Genomic DNA, 21041 nt, shown 5'->3' on the forward strand with positions numbered 1-21041 from the left:
ACTCCGAAGGAAGCAGGCCATGTCCGTCACCTTCCACGCCGCTCTGGCCGTTCCCGTCGGCTACGTGGTTACCTGCGGCTGCACCGAGGCAACGGCGCTCGCCGCGCCCTACGACACCTACGAGGCGGCGTGCGGCGCCGTGCAGCAGCTGAATGCGCTGCCCGAGCGGGCCCCGCTGCCGGGCTGCGCGATGCCCGAGACGTGCCCGGACTACCGGCTGAACGTGTACGAGCTCGACCCGGACGGGGAGCCGCCGGTGGTGAACGTGTCGAACATCAACGCCACCCGGCTGCTGCCGCTGCTGGGACTGTCCCACCAGGCGGACGACACCGTCGGCGAGCTGACCGCATCCGGTGTCCTGGAGGCGCCCGGCGAGCAGGACGGCGAAAGTCAGGGCACGGTCATCCCGATCTGCGTGGTCGACGCCTCCGGGCAGCTGCCCGCCGAGCAGTTCCTCGGCCGCGTCCTGCTCGCCCTCGCGCTGACCCCCGACGACACGGGCACGGACGGCTACGAGCAGGGCCGCACCTACTACGGCGGCCGGCCCGCCGGCTACCTCCAGCGGCGCCTGCTCGAGTTGCACGACCTCGCCCTGTGGTGCGCCGCGCACGGCCGCGACGTGGTGTGGGGGTGACGGGCATGACGTTCCGGCTCAACGAGCGGCGACGCCGCGTCCTTCGGGACGCAGCCGCCCGGGGCGGAAGGTTCCACCCGATGCTGGTCACTGGCGAGGACCTCACCGCCTTCGAGGAACTCGGCCTGGCCCACACGGTCGACGACTGCGGCCACGCCCACGGCGCCCCGGATCCTGGCGGAGCCCACCGCTCGCACCCCCACACCCCACGGCTGAACGACGCCGGGTTCGCAGCGGCCACGACTGCCGGCGGCGCGCTCCTGGTCCCGACCACCCCCTCCGGGCGCCCGCTGCCCCCGCTGGCCGTACGGCCCAGCACCGCCGCCACGCCCGCCATTGAGCTTCAGACAGGAGATGTGTAAATTAATGGATACTCTGATCGGCGGTGACACCGCCGTCTCGATCCGTACGACCACCCCCTACCGCCCCCGGAGCGTTCCCATGGCCCACCCGAGCGTCGAGCAGGTTGAGGAGGCGTTCGCCAAACTGCCGCCGGAAGTCACCGGGGTGCAGATCGCCGCAGCGACCGGACGCACCACGATCACCAACTGGGTGGTGAACTACGACGACTTCCCGCCGGTGGTCCGCTCGGAAGGCCGCGCCGAGTACCGCAACCGCGACAAGGTGCTTGAGTGGTACGTCAGCAAGCCGCTCTCCCAGGGCAACCGCCGCGGACCGCGAGATGTGACGGCGGCCGCCCTCGCCGCCCGGCCGTCGGAGCTGTTCCTCACGGCGGCGGCGATCGGCAACACTCTGGGCATCACCCGCCGCGCCGTCTACAAGTACAACGACCACTACGGCGCCGACTCGGCCGACCCGTTCCCCGCGCCGAACGCCGACGGCCGGCGCTCCTGGAGTGCGGTTCGCGCCTGGCTGCTGCGCCACAAGGACCCGCTCCCGCAGCCCGGCCCCGAGGGTCAGCGTGACTGGCCGCTGGTGCAGGCCTGGCTGCTGCGGCACCACACGCCCAAGTCCCAGATCAAGGACGGGGTCGTCCTCGACGAGCTGGGTGTCACCTGGGGCCAGCGGGACGTCATCGAGCGAGCCCGTCTCGCCCGGGCTGCGGACGAGACGATCGACGCAGCGTGGCTCGCGCGGGAGCTGGAACTGGAGGGCCCGGAGCAGGCCGAGCGGCTCCTGGACGGCGAGTCGCTGCGGCCCTCCGCCGAGTCCCGGATGGACATCCCGGCCCTCGCCAGTGCGCTGGACACCACGGTCGCGACGGTGAAGCGCTTCATCAGCACCCGCACACCGGACACCAGTGACGACCCGTTCCCCGCCGCGGACGACCTCGGCAACCGCGACGTCCACGAGGTGGAGGCCTGGTTCCGGCGCAACCAGGTCGGGCCGTACCGGCCCAAGGCCCCGGCCCCGCGCAGGGCCCAGGAGCGCCGCGCCGCACTGCGAGAGGCCGCGCAGCGGGAGGCCGAGCGCGCAGGGCAGGCTTAGGCCTCCCGGCTAAGGGCTGCTGCCTGCCCGCGAGGCCGTGATGTGCCGTGCCAGCAGCGCGGGGCACGGCACATCAGCACCGAGCCGGGCGAGGTCCCGTGAACGTTCCCTGAGCAGGAGATCATGAACAAGTCCGACGAGACGGCTGAGTACGGAGTCGCCGTGCAGAAAGACGAAGTGGCCGACGAGCAGGTCATCGCACGGACCCGTGATCGTGCGCAGGCCGTAGAAGCGCTCGGCCGCGTGCCATACAGCCGCAGGGTCCTGGTGCGGCGCACCGCCGGTGGGTGGGTCGCCGCAGGCTAGCGAACCTCGGAACGCAACCGTGCAAGAAGAGCGGCCCGCCGGCCTGGTCGGCGGGCCGCTCTTCGCGTAGTGGGACGCACCACCGTGTGGCCCGGGGACACCACACCCGACGTCGTGGGCCGCGCGTTCCTGCCCAGCACATCAGGCTTCTGCGGCGAGAAGGTCCCCCGCCAAAGCGTGGCGGACGCCCGGGCTCTCAGTCTCGCGATGAGTCCAAGGAGCGTGCGTGGGAGCGTCGTCCGCAGCTCCGGACGACGCGTGCGACGGCCGCGGATCGCTGCAACGGGCTCCGCCCGCCGCCGGGGATCACTACCTTGGTGAAATGCAGGGAGATGGATCGGACGGGGCAGCGCGGGCCGCAGCGTCACCGGGGCTCGGCGAGGCTGCTGACGTCCTCGACGACGAGCAGCTTCGGCGCATCACCTCAACACATCGTGGATTCACCTACCAGCATCTGTACGCGGTCGGGTGTCTGCTGCGGCGGCGGGAGGCCGAGGCGCGGCTGCTGCGGGTGGAGCGCGACGAGGACATCGAGGTCGTCTTCGCCGACCGGCACCTGTACGTACAGGTCAAGACCCGTCTCGACAGCCTGACCTGGAGTGACGTGCAGGGGGCGGTCGAGCAGTTCGCCCGCATCCGGGACGAGCACACCGCGGGCCGGCGCGCCGGCACTCCGTGGCTGGTCGTGGTCACGAACGCCGACCTGGGACCGGATCTCCTAGCCAGAACCGGCCGAGTGTCCTGGCCTGCGGATGTCTCTCTCATGGGGCCCGGCAGGCCGCACCCGGCGGAGACGTGGCTGCCGGAGCCGGGCCGCGACCTCGCCGCCATGCTCGCGGGGTGCATCGAAGAGGCCGAGCGGGTCCCGTTCGGGTCGCTGAGCGCCGCGACGCTGGTGTTGAAACTGGCCGCCCGGGTGCAGTACGCGTGCACCGGCGCGCACGGCCAGGAGTTCTCCGTCGCCGAACTGCCGACGTTGTACGAGCAGTTCGTCGAGGAGCTGCAGGCGTTCCCACAGCTGCCCGCCGTCTACCGGCCGCACGACGGGGAGCCGGAGCTCGCCAGCGATGCCCCGGTGCGGCTGGTGGTCGGGTTCTCCGGGGCCGGCAAGACCACGTGGGCGGCGCACGCCGCCGCGCAGTGCCCGCACCCGGTCACCTACTTCGACGCCGCGGGCATGCCGTCCGCCTCCGCACCCGGCGCTCTTGCCCGGCAGCTGGCCGCCCGGCATCTGAGCAGACCGGAGGCCGAAACCCTCCCGCACGCCGACGGTATCGACGTGCTGCGCGCCGTCCACGCCCGGCTGGCTGAGGCCGGGACCGTCATCGCCATCGTGATCGACAACGTCCACCGGCTCGACGCCGACGGGGTGCGAGTGATGGCCCAGGCGCTGCCGACCGCCCGGCTGATCCTGCTGGGCCAGCCCCGGCCCGAGCAGATCCCCCTCGCCGCCCACCTCGGCATCACTGCCGAGGAGCTGGAAGGCTGGAGCACCGACACCATCGCGGGGCTCTTCAACTCCGAAGGCTGCACCCTGGACTACGGCACCGGGCAGCGCATCCGCTCCCTCACCGCCGGCCTGCCGCTGTACGTGCTCAACTCCGCGCAGCTGACCCGCACCGCCTACGCCGGGGACGGGACTGCCTTCTGTGACGCTGTGCAGGCCCAGACGCATACCAACGCCACCGCCCAGGAGTTGATCCTGGAGGAGGCTTTCGGTCTGCTGGGGCCGCGGACCCGCACGCTGGCCGCGGTCCTGGCGGTCGCGGAGGTCCCTCTCACCGCCGGCGAGCTGCAGCAGGTCGCGCAGGCTGGCGGCGAGCGTCCCGCGCACGCGGCCAGGGCTGTACGCGACCTGGCCGCCCACGGGTTCACACAGGACTTCGCCGACGGCCGGGTCACTCTGCACGACGCGGTGCGCCCCGTGGCCTCGTCCGTCGCGGACGACCTGCCCGACGACAGCGTCCGCCAGGTGCGTGAGGCGCTCCTGCCGGTACTCGAAGGCAAACGCGGCGTGGCGCCGTTCGGCCGCTGGATGCGCCTGCTGACCGAGACGGGCCGTGTCGAGAGGCTGATCGATCTCACGTCGGAGGAAGGCTTCTTCGAGGCCGGCTACCCCCTCGAAATCCGCCCAGTGGTCGCGGACGCCGCCGAGGACCCGGCCAGGGACACCGCTCTGCGGTTCGAAGCCCGCAACACGCTGGCCACCTGGGCCTACTACGACGGCGACTGGGAGGCCTGCGCCCGCCACGTGAGCGCCTTGGAACAGCTCGTCACGACCGGCGACAGCGGCATCGGCCCGCGCGAGCGAGCGTTGCTGGCCACCCGCCAGTTCCTTCTCTACGGCCACGCCCGGGACGTGCTGCGCCTGACAGCGGCGTTCAACACGGTCATGACGCAGGTGGAGCGCGGATCGGCGGAGCACCGGGCGCTGCGCTACTCCTTCGCCCAAGCCCTCTATCACGCAGGCGAGTTCGCCCAAGCTGACGTCGTGGCCTCCCAGGCCGCCGACGCGTACCGCGGGCACCTGGGCCTCAGCCTCGATGAACTCAACGGGCCCACCCCCGCGCTGCAGGAACGGCTCTACGCCAGCGAGTCACCCGACGACTTCAAGCGGCTCGCCGACTGCTACTCCCTGTCCGTCAGGTGCCGCCGCCGCCAGGGGATCGTCAGCGGTCCCCAGACAGTCGCGGCCGTTCCCGCGGCGAAGCTCTATTTGATCAGCGGCGCCTGGCGCCAGGCCGTCGACTCCGGCCAAGAGGTCGTCGACATCTTGCTGAACACCGGCAAGGCGCAGCAGGCCCTGAACATCCTCGAGCGGCAACTCCTGCCCGTCGCCCAGGAGTACAACCTGCCCGACCTGATGATCGGCCTGCGGTCCCATCACGCGATCGTCCTCGCGCACGCCGGCGACGTCACAGCAGCCCTCGCGGAGATCGACAGTCTCTCCGGCTACGAGCCCACCCCGGACCAAGCCGCGGACATCCGCCGCCAGAGGGCCATCATCCAAGGACTCGCCGCACGACAAAAGCCGCCGACGTCCTGACCGATGGGCGAGGGCGCCCTGTACGACCAGTCACAGCGGTGGGGGGACTCAGCGAAGCCGCGCACAGAGACGGTCGGGGCGAGGGGGGTGATCGGCGTACTCGCCCTCCTCGTGCCGCCGGAGCACCGGCCGTTCGTCAAGGGCGGTGTGGGCGGTCCTTCTGCCAGCGGCGGGCCGCGTCGACCGCCAGCCAGACCGTGCACCCGAGCGTCACACCCATGCCCGCGTAGGCCAGAACGTCATTGCCGGCCGCCCGGGCCCCGAATGCTCCGAGGAGAGCGAGTACGCCGATCACCACCAGGGCGATGGTCGTGCGCGGCCGTGCCGCCTCCTGCTGCTGTTCGGTGTGTCTGGTCACCTGCATGTCCTCCGTGTTGAGCGTCGGGAGCCCGGGCCGAGTCTGCCGTACCGGTGCGGCAGGGAGGCCGTGTCTACCTCTCAACCCAACCCCTCCTCTATTGTGACTCGTATAGTTTGACAGTAACGATGGAAGTGTGTAAAGTATTGAATGTGAGAGGGGGTCGGACGGGACCTCCTCGGAACCCAAGGAGTACGCCCGTGACCTTCGCTCTTGAGACCCCCGCCGCCGACACCGCCCGCCTCGCCCCCGGCCGCCCCAACGCCTGGAGCATCATCGGCGCCGACGTGTCGGCCGCGAAGTCGGCCCGCGAGGCCCTCGACATGGGGCACATGCGCGGCTGGAACGTTCGCCTGTGGAACGACACGCAGGTCACCCACGTCGACGAGAGCGGTGTCACGACTCTGAAGATGGATGACACCCGTGCCGTTGTCCGCACCAACCCGCTCGACGGCAAGGCCGAGTACATGGGCGGCGTCGGCAAGAAGTACACGCCGGTCCAGATCGAGGACCACGAGGACATCCTCGACATGCTCCGCACGGAGAGCGGCGCGACCTTCCACAAGGCCGGCGTCTATGGGAAGAACGGCAGCCGGTACTTCATCTCGATGACTCTGCCGAGCGTCGTCCGCATCGGCGGCGTCGACGACCACCAGATGCACCTGACGCTCTTCGGCAGCCACAACGGCCGCTCGTCGAACTCCTTCCACATCGGTCCCACCCGCGCGGACTGCGGCAACATGCAGCGGCTCATCATCAAGGGCGCGGAGCACAGCTACTCCATCCCCCACACCGCCTCCGCCCCGGTCAAGCTCGCCGAGGTGCACGCGGCCCTCGACACCCTCCTCGACTGGCAGAACGCGTTCGAGCGCGAGGCCGAGCGCCTGCTGAACACCCCCCTCACCCTCGGCCAGTTCGAGACGGTCGCCCACCGGGTCTTCGAGACCCCGGCCATGCCCGGCAAGACGCAGCAGAAGAACATCGCCGCTCGCATGGCCACGCTGCGCACGCTGTTCGAGGTCGCCGCGACCCAGGAGAACATCCGGGGCACCGCGTGGGCGGGCTGGAACGCCATCGGCGAGTACCTGGACCACTTCGGCCGGTCGAACGTCTCGCTCCGCGCCGCCAACTCCCTGTCCGACTCCGGCTCCATCACCAAGCGCAAGACCGTCGCCTACCAGGAGCTGCTCGGGCTCGCCGCCTGATGCAGCCCCTGTCCGGGGGCCGCGAGGCCCCCGGACCTGGGCTGACCCGGGCCCACTGCCCTCGGCAGCGGGCCGGGTCAGCGACCGAAGCGACCGAGACCAGGAGAAAACATGGAGCCCGAAGCGGATACGGATGCCGCCCGGCACGGCCACGGCGTCAGCGACTACGACGGCGGGCTCTTCGTCCACATCGCGGCCGGGCCGTGGGAGATCCGCTGGTATCCCGGAAACCCCGGCAGCCTGTGGTCCGAGGACCGCGCCGGGGCGTGGATCACCAGCGCTTCGGCCCGCTGCGGCCGGGGACTGACCTGGAAGATCTCCCCGCCCGCGCCCGGGGGTACTCGACCGTGCCCGCACTGCCCGCTGAGCGCGGCACAGCTCGGCGCCCGGGTCACCCGTGTACGCGGCTGACCGTCCCCCTCATGCACTGCGGCCCGCCATGACATGCGGAACCAGCCGGGACACCAGCCGAAATCCCGGTCCGGCGCGGCCCCGTCACAGAGCCCCGCCCGATTGCGCAGAGGCTGCTTCCCGGCCGCCTTCCGTCACACGCCGGCGGTTGTCCCGCTCCTGTGACCGCCGGTCGGTGCTGGTCCCGTCCCCGGCACCGGCACGGCCGCCTGGCCCCGGACCGCTCCCCCGAAGGATGCGGTCCGGGGCCAGGGAGGCACGGCGCCCCCGACTGCGTGCGCCGCTCCTCCCTCGCTCAGTACCGACCACACGGCCGCCGCCGTGTGCCTGTGAAAGGACCTCCTCTATGACGGCATCGACGGCTTCGCCCGTCCACCTGGTCACCGTCGAATCCACCACATGCGGCCCGTACGCCGCCCTCGCCCCCGCTGGTTTCGGGCCGTACGACCGGCTGCTGTTCACGCGCGAGGGCGCGCAGCAGATCGTCGACGATCTCCACCGCCACGCGGGCGGGGTCACCACGACGTGGGAAGGCGAAAGCCTCCACCTCAGCTGGGAACCGGGCAGCGACAGGCCGCGAGGCTCCGAGCTCGTGAAGCCGGACGCCCGGGGCCGCTACGCGGTCGGCGGCCTGTGGCCGTGGACGTCCTGGGAGGACCAGAGCGCGCGCTCCGCCCGCCAGGCCGCCTTCGCCCGCGGTGTGCGGGAGTCGTTCACGGCCGCATCCGCGTCCCTGCCGGGCGAGCTGGCTCCGCACTACGGCCGCGGACGCTCCCAGGCGTACCGGCTCACGCTGCTCCCTCTGGTCTCCAGTGCCCCGGCGGGCTGCGGACAGTGGTGACGATGCCCGGTAACCCACGCGCGCCCCGCGAGCGGACGCCGGAGACTCCCGACCCCACCAGTCCGGTACTTCAGCGGGCCCGGCGCGGCGACATCGCCGTCCTCGAACGCCGCCGGAAAGCCGCCTACATCAACGTGAGCGACCAGCCCGAGCGCGAGGACGCCGAGTACACCGTCACGGTGGTCGCCTCGGTGACCCGCGAAGGGGCCGTCAAGGCCATCCGTGATCTGCGGTGGAACGACGAGGCGGAGCCCAGGCCGCTCGGACGCATCGCCGGCCTGGAGAAGGTCTACGTCCTCCCGCAGGCGCAGGTCGATATGGCCGCCGCCCTCGCAGCGGCACGCGCGCACACCTACCCCGGCAGCGACGATCCGCGTCCCTTCAGCTCGATGGACGACGTGCGCGCCGCACTCAACCCTCACCGCACCCCGGCCCGCAGGAAGGACGCATCGCGATGACGAACACCCCCGGCCCGGCGAACGCGCTGGATCACGCTCCGGGGCCTTCCGCGGGCGTGGGACCGACCGACGCGGCAGCGCTCCCGCAGTGCCACCACGTCATCGCGCACTGGGTCACCGACAAGGACCTCGAACAGATCAACGCGGCCATCGACTACGCCCGCGAGATCGGAGACACGGCGGCGCTGCCGCTGCTGCTGGCCCAGCTGACCCTGCCGTGCCAGGCGCGTGAGGACTACCGGGCCCAGCAGAACCAGGAAGGATCATGACCGAGACCCGTCCCGCTCTCTCCCAGCTCACCGAGCCGTGTCCGGCCCCGCCGGACGGCTGCGGCTCGCCTGCCGGTCAGCTGTGCACCAGTCACAATGGCACCCGCGTGCGGCACCACGACGTCCACCGGGCGCGCATCAAGGCGTGGGAGACCTCCCGGATAGAGGCCAGTCCGGCCGCCCGGCTGGTCGCTGAGGCAGCGGCATCCAAGAGCGTGCGGCATGGCTCCCACGTCGCGGACCTACTCGCCACCAGCGGCTACAGCGACGAGGCCGTCCGCCTGCGGGAGGCCGTCTCCGCACGTCACGGCCACCTGTCCGTCAAGCAGGCCCTCCAGCTCCTCATCGAGGACAGCCCGGCAAGCGGCCAGGGCCGCCATGACGGTGGGCCCAGCGAAGGAGGTCGTGGGTGAGCGCGCACGAACTGCCGAAGGCGGATGACCCCGGGCACCGCCGTGCATCCATCGATCTGGCCGCGACCGGATCGCGCAGTCCCCATGCCGAAGACCTGGCCCGTGAGGACGTCGAACGGGTCGCGGCGCACTTCGAGGCCGCAGCGTTCAGGCTCACGGCGAGCGGCTGGCAGTTCCAGTGCCCCGTCTGCCAGGGCTGGGACTTCGGCCCGGTGGAGCCCGTCGACCGCCTCGTGTGCATCTGGCTGCACGGCGGACGGCTGCCGGGCGGCATCCTCGGCGGCGGCGTGTGCATGACCTGCGAACACATCACCAGCCCGCAATCGGTCGACGTCGAACCGCGCGACTGACCCGCCCCCGTGGCGGGACTCCCCCTTCTCCCTATGGCCGGTGCGGCCCGCTGTCGGCGGTCCGCCCGCTGTCAGACCCTGACGAGAGGATCACCCCATGACCACTGCACTCGCCGCTCCCCTGGCCGACGTGACGGAGTACAACTCCGCCATCGACACGGCTCTGTCCGCTGCCGCCGCGTACTACGGCGACGGGGACACCACGCTCGACGACGCCTCCTACGACGCCCTCGTCGTCCGCATCGCCGACTTCGAGCGTGTCCACCCCGAGCACACCCGCGCCGACTCCCCGACCGGCAAGGTCGGCGGCGGTGCCGCCCCGGTCGGCGACGTGCCGCACACGGTGCCGATGCTGTCCCTCGACAACGTCTTCGGCGAGGAGGACCTGCTGAAGTGGGGCGCGTCGGTGGCCCGGCGTCTGGACGCCGCCGTCACCGGCGGGTACACGTCCGAGCCGAAGCTGGACGGCGCGGCGGTCGCTGGCCGGTACGTCAACGGCCGCCTGGTCAAGCTCGTCGGCCGCGGCGACGGCAGCCACGGCGAGGACCTCTCGCACGCCATCGGCACCATCGTCGGCCTGCCCGAACAGCTCAGCGTGGACGCCACGTTCGAGGTCCGCGGCGAAGTGCTCCTGACCCGGGCTCAGTTTGAGCAGGCCAACGAGATCCGCGCGGCCCACAACGCCAAGCCGTTCGCCAACGCCCGCAACGGCACGGCGGGCACCCTGCGTGCCAAGGACCGCCCCTACGTCATCGAGACGACGTTCTTCGCCTACGGCGCGGTCACCCTGGACGTGGACTTCCTGCGCGGGGACACCCACGAGGAGGTGATGGCGCAGATCGCCGCGCTCGGAATCCAGACCACCGCGGCCACCGACGTCGGCCTGCGCGTGTACGGGACGCTTCAGGAGGTTCAGGCACGGGTCGAGGAGATCGAGCGTCTGCGCGCCGATCTGCCGTTCGGGATCGACGGTGTGGTCGTCAAGCTGAACTCGTTCGCCGAGCAGGCCACGGCCGGGTTCGCCACCCGCCACCCGCACTGGGCCACCGCCTACAAGCTCAAGCCGGTCGAGCGGCAGACGAAGCTCCTCAGCGTGGAGTGGAACGTGGGACGCACTCGCATCATCGCGCCGCGCGCCGTGCTGGAGCCGGTCGAGGTCGACGGCAGCACCGTCGAGTACGCCACGCTCCATAACCCCTCGTTCATCCTGAAGAGCGGCATGATGATCGGGGACACCGTCACTGTCTTCAAGGCCGGCGATGTGATTCCGAGGGTCGAAGCGCCGGTGGTAGCGGCCCGCACCGGCAGTGAGACGCCGATCGTCTTCCCGGAGGTCTGCCCGACCTGCAAGGGCACGATCGACAAGTCCGGCGAGCGGTGGGAGTGCGCCGATCCGGCCAGCTCCTGTGGCCTGCTGGCCTCGCTGGAGTACGCGGTCGCGCGCGAGAAGTTCGACATCGACGGTCTCGGGACCACCTTCCTGAAGGCACTCGTCGCCAGCGGCGCGGTCGCTGATGTGGGTGACCTGTTCCGTCTCACCCGCGAGCAGCTGGCCGAGGCCGCCCGCAGCGAGAAGCGGGCCGACACGCTGCTGGCGCAGATCGAACAGGCCAAGAAGCAGCCCCTCAGCCGTGTCTTCTGCGGGCTGGGAATCGTGCGGACCGGGCGTACTCTGGCGCGGCAAATCGCCCGGCACTTCGGCACGATGGAGGCGATCCGCGCCGCCAGTGTGAAAGAGCTCGCGGCGGTGCCGAAGCTGCCCCCGGCGAACGCCCCGAAGATCGCCGCCCACATCGCCGCCATGGGTCCGGTGATCGACAAGCTCGTCGAGGCCGGGGTGAACATGGAAGAGCCGCAGACCGCGAACTCCTCGGGCCCCAAGCCGCTCACGGGTGAGACCGTCGTGGTCACCGGGGGCATGACCGGCCCGCTGGCCGGGCGCAACCGCGACCAGATGCGGGAGCTGATCGAGAACGCGGGCGGTACCTCCAGCAGCAGCGTCTCCAGGAAGACGACGATCCTCGTCGCGGGCGAAGGTGCCGGGTCGAAGGTCGCCAAGGCGCAGGGCCTGGGCACGACGATCCTCACCGAGCAGGAGTTCGCCGACCGGATCTCTGACGTCCTCGCCTGACCCCCCCTCACGCCGATGCGGCGGACAGGCTCTGCCTGTCCGCCGCATCGCCCGTTCGCGTCCCGGGCGCACGGAGGAACTGACCTGCTTCCGCCCGCCCCCGGATCACCGGCGTGCTCGCCGCTCTGCTCGGTCCGACTCGGTACCGCCGAGCCTGAGTTGCAGGAGTTCAACCTCTGTCCACAGCCGTGCCCTCGCACGATCCCCGCATCGTCCGACATCGGCCGCACCGACGGTGTGGCCCGGGGAGAGGGGTACGCAGGGTGTGCAGGTCCAAAGCGAAGGGCGGTCGGCGGTGTGCGTCTTCGCACCCGGCCGTACGGGCCGCAGCGCGGGCCGTCTCACCGCAGCTGGGGCGGGATGCGACGGCAGCTGGCGAGGATCATCCCGCGTCCGCCGCGTATGCGCAGGCGGAGGCATGGGCTCAGCAGGCGCACGAGGCGGCGCAGGCCGGCGATGACGCCTCCGCCCGGGAGTGCGCGGCGAACGCCCAGGAGTGTGCCCAGGCCACGCGGGCTCTGCTCGCCGACCGCGACGCGGACGCGGACTATCCGGGCGGACAGAAGGCGGACGTCACCGCGCTTGAGGAAGGACGCGCCGCTCACGCCCTCGCTGATGCAGCTGGGGCCGGTCACTCGCCCGTCGTACCGCGCAGCGACGGCGGTTACACCGTTGCCTGGGACCAGGAGGGCTTCGCCGGTGCCGCCACCGTCTACCCCGGCGACGAGGACGATGGTCATCCGTATACCCGGCTGGCGTTCACGAACCTCGATGAGGACCGTTACCAGGCACTCGCCAACTCGCCGTGGCCGTACCGCACCGAGGACGGCGCCGTTGTCTATGACCGGGTGCCCGCCTACCAGGCCGAGCAGATCGTCGAAGCGGCGCGCACCGGCGAGCCGGGCAAACCGTGGCGCCGGCATGGCCTGACGGCCGCCGTCTCCCGGGCAGCGCTGCCCGAGGACGAGGCCGAGGAACTCGAGGACGAGTCGTACTCCTGGTCGCAGCAGATCACCGACAAGGAAGAGGCGTACGTCAACGAGTTCACGGCCGAGCACTTCGAAGAGATCAACAGCCATCTGTACAACGGCAAGTCCCCCGACGAAGAGGTCGAGGGAATGGGCGTCCCGCTGGGGGAGGTCTGCACCCATCTGGACTCCGCCATCGACCGGGCGCCGGAACCGGATCAGCCGCACATCATCTACCGCGGCTACAAACCACCCCGCGACGTCATCAAGTCTGACCGGGTCCTGGAGTGGGTGAAGGACAACTTCAAGGTCGGCGGGGTCTACCGGGACGACTCCTACATGTCCTTCTCCCACTGCCCCGAGTACGCCGCCAGCTTCAGCCCCAACAAGTGGTTCGACTCCAAGACCGACAGGGGCGAAGCCTCGCACGGCGTGGTCTTCGAAGCGGTCACCAGCCGGGGCGCAGCGGTCGCGGCCGTCTCCCAGTACGACAACGAGGAACGCGAGCGGTTGTTGAAGCGGGGCTCCACGTTCCACGTCGTCGGCATCCAGGAGAACGTCCGCATTGCCGGCGCCAACAAGGTCGTGGTCCAGCTCGCCGATGTCCACGACGTGCCGCGCTTTTGACCGTCGCCGGGCCGCTGTCCACAGGCCCGCCGCCTGAAGATCACCTCGTCGTCAAAGTCGCCTCCGTGCAGCCGCACGGGGAGGAAGGAGCGCGCGGGATGTGCAGGTCGCAGACCAAGGGGGGACGGCGGTGTGCGTCCTCGCATCCGGCGATGCGAGCCGCCAAGCGCGCCGCCTCCCGGCAGCTGGGCGCCAGCGTCACCCAGACGCCCGACGGGCATCCCGCCAAGGACGCCTACGCCGGTGCCCAGGAGTGGGCGGCCAAGACCAAGGAAGCCGTCGAGGCCGGGGACGACGACCGCGCGAAGATGTTCGCCGACAACGCGAAGAAGTGCGCCGCTGCCACCCGCACGCTGCTGCGCGGCCGCGAGCCGAAGGACGCCTACCCTGACCCGGGCGACCCGGATGTCGTGAATGCCGCTCCCCCGCCGCGTCCGCCCGAGGAGGCCCGCGCTGCGCAAGCGTTGGCCGGGGCGGCCGGTATCGGCGGCCGGGCCCGGCTTCTGCCCCGGCGCCAGGACGGCGGGCAGAGTGCCGCGTGGAACGACAAGGACTTCGCCGGCTCGGCCACGGTGTATCCGGCGACCGACGACGAGCCGGGCTACGCGCGCGTGGTCCTCCGCCGTCTCGACAAGGACCGCTACGAAGCGCTGGCCAACTCGCCCTGGCCGTACCGGACCGAGAACGGGCAGGTCATCTACGACCGGGTCCCTGTCGACCACGCCGAGCAGATCATCCACGCCGCCTCCCGGCGGCGCCCGGCCAAACCGTGGGAACGGCACGGGCTGTCTGACGCTCCCACCCGGGTCAAGTTGGACAACGAGATTGCAGCGCGTCTGGAGCCCGAGTCGAAGGCCTGGGTGGACAAACTCAATGATCAGCAGCAGTCGTGGGCCAAGGCCTACACCCTTGAGGCGTACGAGGACATCAACAGGCACCTGTACCAGGGGAAAAGCCTGGACGAGCCAGCAACTCACCTGTCGGTGCCGATGCGGGAAGTCACCGGTCACCTGGACTCGGCGATCGCAGCCGCCGGCGAGTCGGAGAGCCCGCACCACACCTTCCGCGGCTTCACGCCTCCCGAGGACGTCCGCAAGAACAACCAGGTGGCCTCCTGGGTCCGGGGGAACTTCCCGGTCGGCGGCCGCTATCGCGACGACTCCTACATGTCCGTCTCCCACTGCCCCGCCGTGGCCGCGAACTTCACCGAGCTCTACTGGGAGGACGCGAATTCGGGACAGAGCGGCAAGGCGGACTACGGCGTCATCTTCGAAACGGTCACCCGGCGCGGAGCAGCGGTGGCCGAGCTCTCCTGGTTCGACAACGCGGAACGTGAGCGGCTGGTGCCGCGCGGGACGGAGTGGGTGGTCGTCGGCGTCCACGAAGACGTGAACGTCGCGGGCAAGAGGTGCATGCTGGTCCAGATGTGCGACACCAACGACGCACCACGCTACTGACGCCGCCCTGGCCGCGCGTCGTCACAGGCGTCACACCGGCGCCGCACGCCAGTTGAACAGGGGAAGCGGGGCCGTCAACCGTCCTCTTTTCACGCTTCGCCGCCATCGGTGACCTGGCGTTCGTTCACCACGGGCGGCAGTCACCCTGCGCGTGCCCGCTCCGGGGCGCCTGGTCGAGAGTTGCGTACCGTCGCCTTGGCTCGGCGCCACATCACGCTCCGGACCAAGTCGTGGACCATCAGCCGGCCCGGCGGTCTCTGGACCGGCTCGTCGCTTCACACATGGCCATGCCCGGCGCGTACCCGTCAGCGACGTGACCGGCGCGCGAGGGATCTGTGTCTCCGGCCAAGGGCCGGGATACGGGGGCGGAATCCCCGTTGCGCGGCCCTGGATCTGCGCGTGGAGACGAAGAGCGGCCTCTGTCCACAGGCCCGGAATCCCAAGATCGCCTCGTCATCGAGCGTCGCCATGGCGCGGACAGGAAGAGGGGAGTTCGCGGGATGTGCAGGGCCAAAACGAAGGGGGGACGGCGGTGTGCGTCGTCGCATCCGGCAATGCGCGTCGCCAAGCGGGCCGCGTCCGGGCAGTTGGGCGCCAGCGTCACCCAGGCATCTGACGGGCATCCCGCCAAGGACGCCTACAGCAGTGCGCAGGAGTGGGCGGCGAAGACGAAAGAAGCCGTCGAGGCCGGGGACGACGACCGGGCGAAGATGTTCGCCGGCAATGCGAAGAAGTGCGCGGCGGCGGCGCGGACGCTGCTTCGGGGGCGCGAGCCGAAGGACGCCTACCCCGATCCCGGCGACCCGGCGATCGTGAATGCCGCTCCCCCGCCGCGTCCGCCCGAGGAGGCGCGCGCTGCGCAAGCGCTGGCCGGGGCGGCCGGTATCGGCGGCAGGGCCCGGCTGCTGCCGGCACGGGAGGACGGCGGGCAGAGTGCCGCGTGGAACGACAAGGACTTCGCCGGCTCGGCCACGGTGTATCCGGCGACCGACGACGAGCCGGGCTACGCGCGGGTGGTCTTCCACCGCCTGGACGAGGACCAGTATCAGGCGCTGGCCGACTCGCCCTGGCCGTACCGGACCGAGAACGGGCAGGTCATCTACGACCAGGTCCCGGTCGACCACGCCGAGCAGATCATCCACGCCGCCTCCCGGCGGCGCCCGGCCAAACCGTGGGAAGAGCACGGGCTGAGCAGTGACAGCCACCGCGCCACCCTCGACAGCGAGGAGGCCGCCAAGCTGTGGCCCGAGTCCCAGTCCTGGGCAGGAAATCTCAGCAACCCCCAGAAGAACTGGTTCACCAAGTACACGAACACCGCGTACAAGTCGATCAACCAGCACCTTTACGAGGGCAAGACGGTGGAGGAGCCTGCCGCCGGCCTCAAGGTGAAGATGAAGACGGTCACCAAGCATCTCGACGCGGGCATCGAGGCCGCGGGCGTATCGGAGACCCCGCACCGCGTCTACCGGGGATTCACTCCTCCGACGGAGGTCCGCAAGAACAACCAGGTGTCCTCATGGGTGCGGGAGAACTTCGTGGTGGGTGGCCGGTACCGCGACGACTCCTACATGTCCGTCTCCCACTGCCCTTCGATCGCTTCCGGGTTCTCCCGCCGCAACTGGAGCGACTACAGCTCGGGCAAGTACGAGTCCGGCCAGGCAGATCACGGCGTTGTGTTCGAGGCGGTGACCCGGCGCGGAGCTCCGCTGGCGTCCGTGTCCCGGTTCAACAACTTCGAACGTGAGCGGCTGATGCCCCGCAACACGGACTGGGTGGTGGTCGGCGTCCACGAGGACGTCGTCGTCGGCGGCAAGAAGGTCATGCTCGTGCAGCTGTGTGACGCGCAGGACAGCCGTCGCTACTGATCGCAGATCCGCAGATGCCGTGGCGTGTGACCGGCTCCGACAGCACGCCTACGCCCCACTGCAGCGCGGCCCCGCTCTAGACCGGACCGCGCCTGCGGGACCCCCTCATTCGCTCTCCTGGAGGATCGACGTGCCCACCCAGCAGACCCCCGTGCAGATGCACGACCGGCAGGCAGACGAGCTCATCGCGGACTTCGCGGCCCTGCCCGCCCATACGTCGGGGGAACGCGCGCGCGTGGTCCGGCGTCTCCTCGCCCTCCCCACGGCACAGACGACGCTCGCCTGGCTGTCCAAGGACCCCGCGCGGCGTGGCCTGGTTTTCGACATCGCGCACGTGGACGTCGAAGATCAGTTGGAGGGGGCGTGGGTCTGCGTGGCGGAGGGTTGGATGCTACTGATCCGCCCGTCATGGCAGGAACGCGCCCAGTTCTGTTCCGACCTCGCCTGGTTCGCATGCCAACACGGCAGCAGCGTGCTGAAGCAGGTCACCGTTGGCCAGGCCCTGTCCACGCTCGGCGCGCCAGAAGTCCTCCGCACGCGGCGATGCCTGTACGCGACAGCCCTGAGGTACGACTTCCGCTGCCGGGCGCTGGAAGCCTTCTTCACCGCGCACCCCTCTCCGCCGGACGAGTTGGACCCCTTCAGCCGAGCCCTGCACGCCTTCGCTCTTCTCGGGCAGTCCAACACGGCCGGCCTCGAGTTGATCGACCCGATCCTTCGCGACGCCCGGCACGATGCCAAGGTCGCGCACACGCTGCTTCACGGTGTGTGGCTGGGCGACGGTCTGCCGGACCAGCCTCGCCTGCTCCTCGACCTGTTGGCCGGCCCGGCATTCGGTGCGCGCCCGGACCCGCTGGCGCTCTTTCGCAAGACGCAGGCGCTGCGTCGTCTGGGGCGCTTCGAGGAGACCCTGCACGCTATCGACGACGCCTTCGAATCGCTGCCGGCGGACGTCGACCCGGCTGTCCACAGTGACCTCGTACGTGAGCGTGTCCTGGTCACTGTCGCACGTGACTTGGCCACCGGCTGCTCGGGCGATGCGCGGGACGCGCTCGTCAGCAGGCCTCACGGCTGAGACTTCCCGCCGCTTCTTCACCTTCTGGCTTCGCGCCGATGCCGCACACAGGCCCCATGTTCAACACCTGCGGTCCGCCCCACGCCTTGGCGGCAGGCGCAGGCAGCAGTCGGCACCCCGCGCGGCAAGCGGGTGGTGCCGACGGATCTGCGTGATCAGCGCGCGTCGTGCCCGGCCGTGGGCGACAATCGCTCCTTCGGGCGTGGTGCCCGGCAGGCACGACGCACGGGGCGGGGCGATGGAGGACGTACGGGAGCTGCTGGCCGAGTACGGTCAGTGCCACGGTGACGAGGTGCCGGAGCAGGACCGGCACCACCTCCTGGTCGATGTGGTGGCGGCCCTGATCCGGCGCACCGACGCCGAGGCGACGGTGGACTACCGCTCGCAGGACGCGCCGGCCGTGTTCTTCGAACTCGACGGACGCGACTACGCGATCACCGTGACTGCGGCCTCAGGCACCGATGCGGCCGAGTCGGCCAGGGCGGCGGTGCAGGCCCTCGAACAGCGGGACCTGGGCCCTGGGGTGCGGTGGATCCTGGTGTTCGCGAGGACTGCGGGCGGTGCGGTGGACGATGCCCTTCGCGCAGTCATGGGCGCACGGGGCGTGCTGCTCGACCAGGATCATCTGGAGGCCGCCGTGTGCGCCCTCGCCCCGCTCGCGACACTGATCCGGTCGGCCTTCCGCACGCCGCGGCCGCCCTACACCCCGTTGCACGAACTCCTGCTGCAGGAACCGGCGGAGCCTGCCCCGGCTCTGTGTGTGCCGGCGCGGCCGTCCGGAGCCGTCACCGTGCCGGACCGTACGGAACCGGGCATCGAGGCCTCCGTGGTCCTGGCCGGAGAGGACTGGCCGCTGACGCCGAGCGGGCTTGCCTGGGAGTCCGCCGAGCGGGCGCTGATCACCACTGAGGCGGGGCTCGCCGAAGTGGATCTGCGGCGCGGCGGGGTGCGGTGGCGGCTGCCGCTGCCCGGCGTGCACGGCGCCGCCGTGGTTCTGCCGGACGGAGCCGTGTGCGTGCCGTGCGGGCCTGCGGTGGTGATGTGGCACGGCGGCGAACTGCGGGCGGTGGGCGGCGGGTTCGAGGCGAATGCGAACCTGCTGCTGGGCCCCGACGCGAGCGTGTGGGTTCTGTCGGGGTCCGGAGCGACGTTGGGCACCGGCACCGGCTCGACCCTGGCGCTCACCCGCCTCGGTGATGAGGTCGGCGATCAGCAGCGTTTCTCCATCGCCTTCGACGCGGCGGTACGGTCGGCCGGCTGGCTTGACGGGCGGCGCTTCTTCCTCGCCGCCAGCGGACACAGCGCCGTCGTCGACCTCGCCGTCGGCACGAGCGCCGGCGAGCGGGAAGAATGGCCGCTGACGCCGGTTTCCTACCCGGGGCACGTCGCGTGTACGGGCACTGACACGGTCCTGGTGGCCGGGCGGGCCGGATCCGGAATCGGCGTCGAACTGCACACCGTCAACGCGGCGTCCCGCACGAGCGAGGCGGTCGCCGAGGTACAGCTCGGAGAGGTACTGGGCCTCGCCCAGACCCCGGCGGGCGGACCCGCGTACCTGCTGGGTGCGTTGCCGACGAACGACATCGGGGCCGTCCACCCCGTGCTGATGAAGATCACCGGACACGCCCCGGACGCCACTGCCCCGGTCGACGAGCAGCAGGCGCCAGCTCCCGCCGCCGATCAGTACGCCGCGGTGCGCCAGTTGGCCCGCGGCGTGAAGAAAGACTACGCCCTCGAGAAGTTTCCGATGCCGGGCGGTAAGGGCGGTATGGGCGTCGTCCACGAGGCCCGGCACAAGACGGCAGACGTGGTCGTCGCGTTCAAAAAGCCGCTGTCGCTGCGGGAGAGGCTGACGGCGCGGATGATGCGCGAGATCGAGGTCGCCCAGAAGCTCGGGGGGAACCGCCACGTCATGCCGGTCCTCGACTCGTGTCCCCGGGCCGAGTGGTTCGTCATGCCGTTGGCCCAGAACACGGCCGAGCGCCTCCAGCCCCAGCTGAAGGGCGACGCCCAGGAACTGCGGGCCCTGGTGGAGGCGGTCGCGGCCGCCCTGGCCGACGCCCATCGTCTGGATTACCTGCACCGGGACATCAAGCCCGCCAACATCCTGCATCTCGACGGCCGTTGGGTTCTCGGTGACTGGGGCATCGTGCGCCGCCCCCGCGGGCAGACGACCAACCCCAAACGCACCGGCACGACGATCGGCACGGCCGAGTTCGCTGCCCCCGAGTTGTCCGTCGATCCTCACAACGCCAAGGCCGCGAGCGACATCTACAGCCTGGGAAAGGTCATCGCCTGGCTTCTGACGGGCATCGACCCGCAGCCGAACGTGGTCCAGCTGCCGTCCGGACCTTGGCGTGGCGTTGTCAGGCAGTGCACCTTCCATGCTCCGTCACTCCGGCCGCAGACCATCGCTGAATTCCTCGACCTGGTGGAGCGGGAGACCTCTCCCACCTTCGACCTGCCCATCGCGCGGGCCCAGCAGCTCGCGGCCGCCGCCCAGGAGGGGGACACCGACGCGGCCGGTCGGCTGCTCGCGCTCGCCGCCGACAACGGCGACGACTACGAGTTGTACCTGGACGTCCTGCCGGGCCTGGAGATGGACGTCACCGGGCCACTCGTCCTGGCCAACCCCGAGCAGGCCCTCACGCTGGTCCGGGCGATGGCCGGACACGTCCACGGCGACGGCACCGGCTGGCCGCACTACAACGAATGCAAGAGAGCCATCGCGTGGCTGCGCGGCGTCGCCCGCCAGGCGGCCCAGGAAGAGGAGTGGGATCTGCTGGAGGAGGCGGCCCGCGGCATGTGCACCTGGGACGCGGCGTCCAACGAGTTCGACCAGCAGAACGCCACCCGGGATTGGCTGCGCCGGCTGCGCGGTCAGGCCGCTCAGATCCTCGCTGGGGTACTGCGAGAACACCCTGGCAGCGCGCGGTTCTACTACGAACTGGCCGGTGAGCGAGCCGTGGACTTGAGCATCCGCAGCGCCATCAGATCCGCGACCAGCAACTGAGCCTGCGGCCGACCGGCGCGAGTGCCCGAGCGGGTGTCCGCACCGGTCGGCCGCAGGCCGATTGCCCCGACACGAAGCGCGTATGAGGCAGGCCCAGTCCCTCAGTTCCGTCCGGTTCCACGCGGCTGCGCACCAGGCCTTGTAAAGACGTGATCCCGGTTGTCT

19 protein-coding genes are annotated in these 21041 nt (G+C 70.7%); 18 read left to right on the forward strand and 1 reads right to left on the reverse strand.

What is annotated here, in order from left to right; genetic code table 11:
* The first annotated feature begins 19 nt into the window (after positions 1-19).
* The 5 genes from OG440_RS38360 to OG440_RS38380 all read left to right on the forward strand — a co-directional run bounded on the left by OG440_RS38360 (position 20) and on the right by OG440_RS38380 (position 5435).
* Positions 20-634 carry a hypothetical protein gene (locus OG440_RS38360; protein ID WP_331752765.1) on the forward strand — a complete coding sequence of 205 codons (615 nt, stop codon included), beginning with the start codon at positions 20-22 and terminating at the stop codon, positions 632-634.
* Positions 635-714: 80 nt separating this feature from the next.
* Positions 715-996, forward strand: coding sequence for a hypothetical protein (locus OG440_RS38365; RefSeq protein WP_406011591.1), 282 nt, complete (start codon positions 715-717; stop codon positions 994-996).
* Positions 997-1000: 4 nt separating this feature from the next.
* Positions 1001-2083 (forward strand): hypothetical protein, encoded by a 1083-nt coding sequence (locus OG440_RS38370; RefSeq protein WP_331752769.1) that lies wholly within the window; start codon positions 1001-1003, stop codon positions 2081-2083.
* 123 nt (positions 2084-2206) lie between these two features.
* Positions 2207-2389 (forward strand): hypothetical protein, encoded by a 183-nt coding sequence (locus tag OG440_RS38375; RefSeq protein WP_331752771.1) that lies wholly within the window; start codon positions 2207-2209, stop codon positions 2387-2389.
* A gap of 322 nt (positions 2390-2711) precedes the next feature.
* Positions 2712-5435, forward strand: coding sequence for an ATP-binding protein (locus tag OG440_RS38380; protein ID WP_331752773.1), 2724 nt, complete (start codon positions 2712-2714; stop codon positions 5433-5435).
* 136 nt (positions 5436-5571) lie between these two features.
* Here OG440_RS38380 and OG440_RS38385 read toward each other — a convergent pair whose 3' ends face one another.
* Complete coding sequence (locus OG440_RS38385; protein WP_406011592.1) at positions 5572-5793, reverse strand: hypothetical protein; 222 nt, start codon at positions 5791-5793, stop codon at positions 5572-5574.
* 200 nt (positions 5794-5993) lie between these two features.
* Between OG440_RS38385 and OG440_RS38390 the strand changes: the two genes are divergently transcribed.
* The 13 genes from OG440_RS38390 (at position 5994) to OG440_RS38450 (ending at position 20876) form a co-directional block, all read left to right on the forward strand.
* A complete protein-coding gene (locus tag OG440_RS38390; RefSeq protein WP_331752777.1) occupies positions 5994-6998 on the forward strand; it encodes a DUF932 domain-containing protein in 1005 nt (334 codons plus the stop codon).
* Positions 6999-7109: 111 nt separating this feature from the next.
* Positions 7110-7409 (forward strand): hypothetical protein, encoded by a 300-nt coding sequence (locus OG440_RS38395; RefSeq protein WP_331752779.1) that lies wholly within the window; start codon positions 7110-7112, stop codon positions 7407-7409.
* A 346-nt stretch (positions 7410-7755) separates the two neighbouring features.
* On the forward strand, positions 7756-8250 hold the full coding sequence (locus tag OG440_RS38400) for a hypothetical protein (protein WP_331752781.1): 495 nt from the start codon (positions 7756-7758) through the stop codon (positions 8248-8250).
* Between the two features lie 2 nt (positions 8251-8252).
* Positions 8253-8708: a hypothetical protein gene (locus OG440_RS38405; protein ID WP_331752783.1), complete on the forward strand. Its 456-nt coding sequence runs from the start codon at positions 8253-8255 to the stop codon at positions 8706-8708.
* A complete protein-coding gene (locus tag OG440_RS38410) occupies positions 8705-8977 on the forward strand; it encodes a hypothetical protein (protein WP_331752785.1) in 273 nt (90 codons plus the stop codon). Before OG440_RS38405 ends, OG440_RS38410 begins: the two co-directional genes overlap by 4 nt.
* On the forward strand, positions 8974-9390 hold the full coding sequence (locus OG440_RS38415; RefSeq protein WP_331752787.1) for a hypothetical protein: 417 nt from the start codon (positions 8974-8976) through the stop codon (positions 9388-9390). Before OG440_RS38410 ends, OG440_RS38415 begins: the two co-directional genes overlap by 4 nt.
* Positions 9387-9740, forward strand: coding sequence for a hypothetical protein (locus OG440_RS38420; protein WP_331752789.1), 354 nt, complete (start codon positions 9387-9389; stop codon positions 9738-9740). The genes OG440_RS38415 and OG440_RS38420 overlap by 4 nt, the downstream gene beginning before the upstream one ends.
* Positions 9741-9837: 97 nt before the next feature.
* The gene (ligA, locus tag OG440_RS38425) at positions 9838-11871 is read left to right on the forward strand and encodes an NAD-dependent DNA ligase LigA (RefSeq protein WP_331752791.1); all 2034 of its coding nucleotides are present in this window, start codon (positions 9838-9840) and stop codon (positions 11869-11871) included.
* Positions 11872-12134: 263 nt separating this feature from the next.
* Positions 12135-13466 carry an ADP-ribosyltransferase gene (locus OG440_RS38430; protein ID WP_331752793.1) on the forward strand — a complete coding sequence of 444 codons (1332 nt, stop codon included), beginning with the start codon at positions 12135-12137 and terminating at the stop codon, positions 13464-13466.
* A gap of 152 nt (positions 13467-13618) precedes the next feature.
* Complete coding sequence (locus OG440_RS38435) at positions 13619-14923, forward strand: ADP-ribosyltransferase (protein WP_406011593.1); 1305 nt, start codon at positions 13619-13621, stop codon at positions 14921-14923.
* Between the two features lie 554 nt (positions 14924-15477).
* A complete protein-coding gene (locus tag OG440_RS38440) occupies positions 15478-16788 on the forward strand; it encodes an ADP-ribosyltransferase (RefSeq protein WP_406011594.1) in 1311 nt (436 codons plus the stop codon).
* A 130-nt stretch (positions 16789-16918) separates the two neighbouring features.
* The gene (locus tag OG440_RS38445; protein WP_331752799.1) at positions 16919-17863 is read left to right on the forward strand and encodes a hypothetical protein; all 945 of its coding nucleotides are present in this window, start codon (positions 16919-16921) and stop codon (positions 17861-17863) included.
* A gap of 238 nt (positions 17864-18101) precedes the next feature.
* Positions 18102-20876: a protein kinase domain-containing protein gene (locus tag OG440_RS38450; protein WP_331752801.1), complete on the forward strand. Its 2775-nt coding sequence runs from the start codon at positions 18102-18104 to the stop codon at positions 20874-20876.
* Positions 20877-21041: the final 165 nt, after the last annotated feature.

The organism is Streptomyces sp. NBC_00637 (assembly GCF_045161545.1).
Taxonomy (GTDB): domain Bacteria; phylum Actinomycetota; class Actinomycetes; order Streptomycetales; family Streptomycetaceae; genus Streptomyces.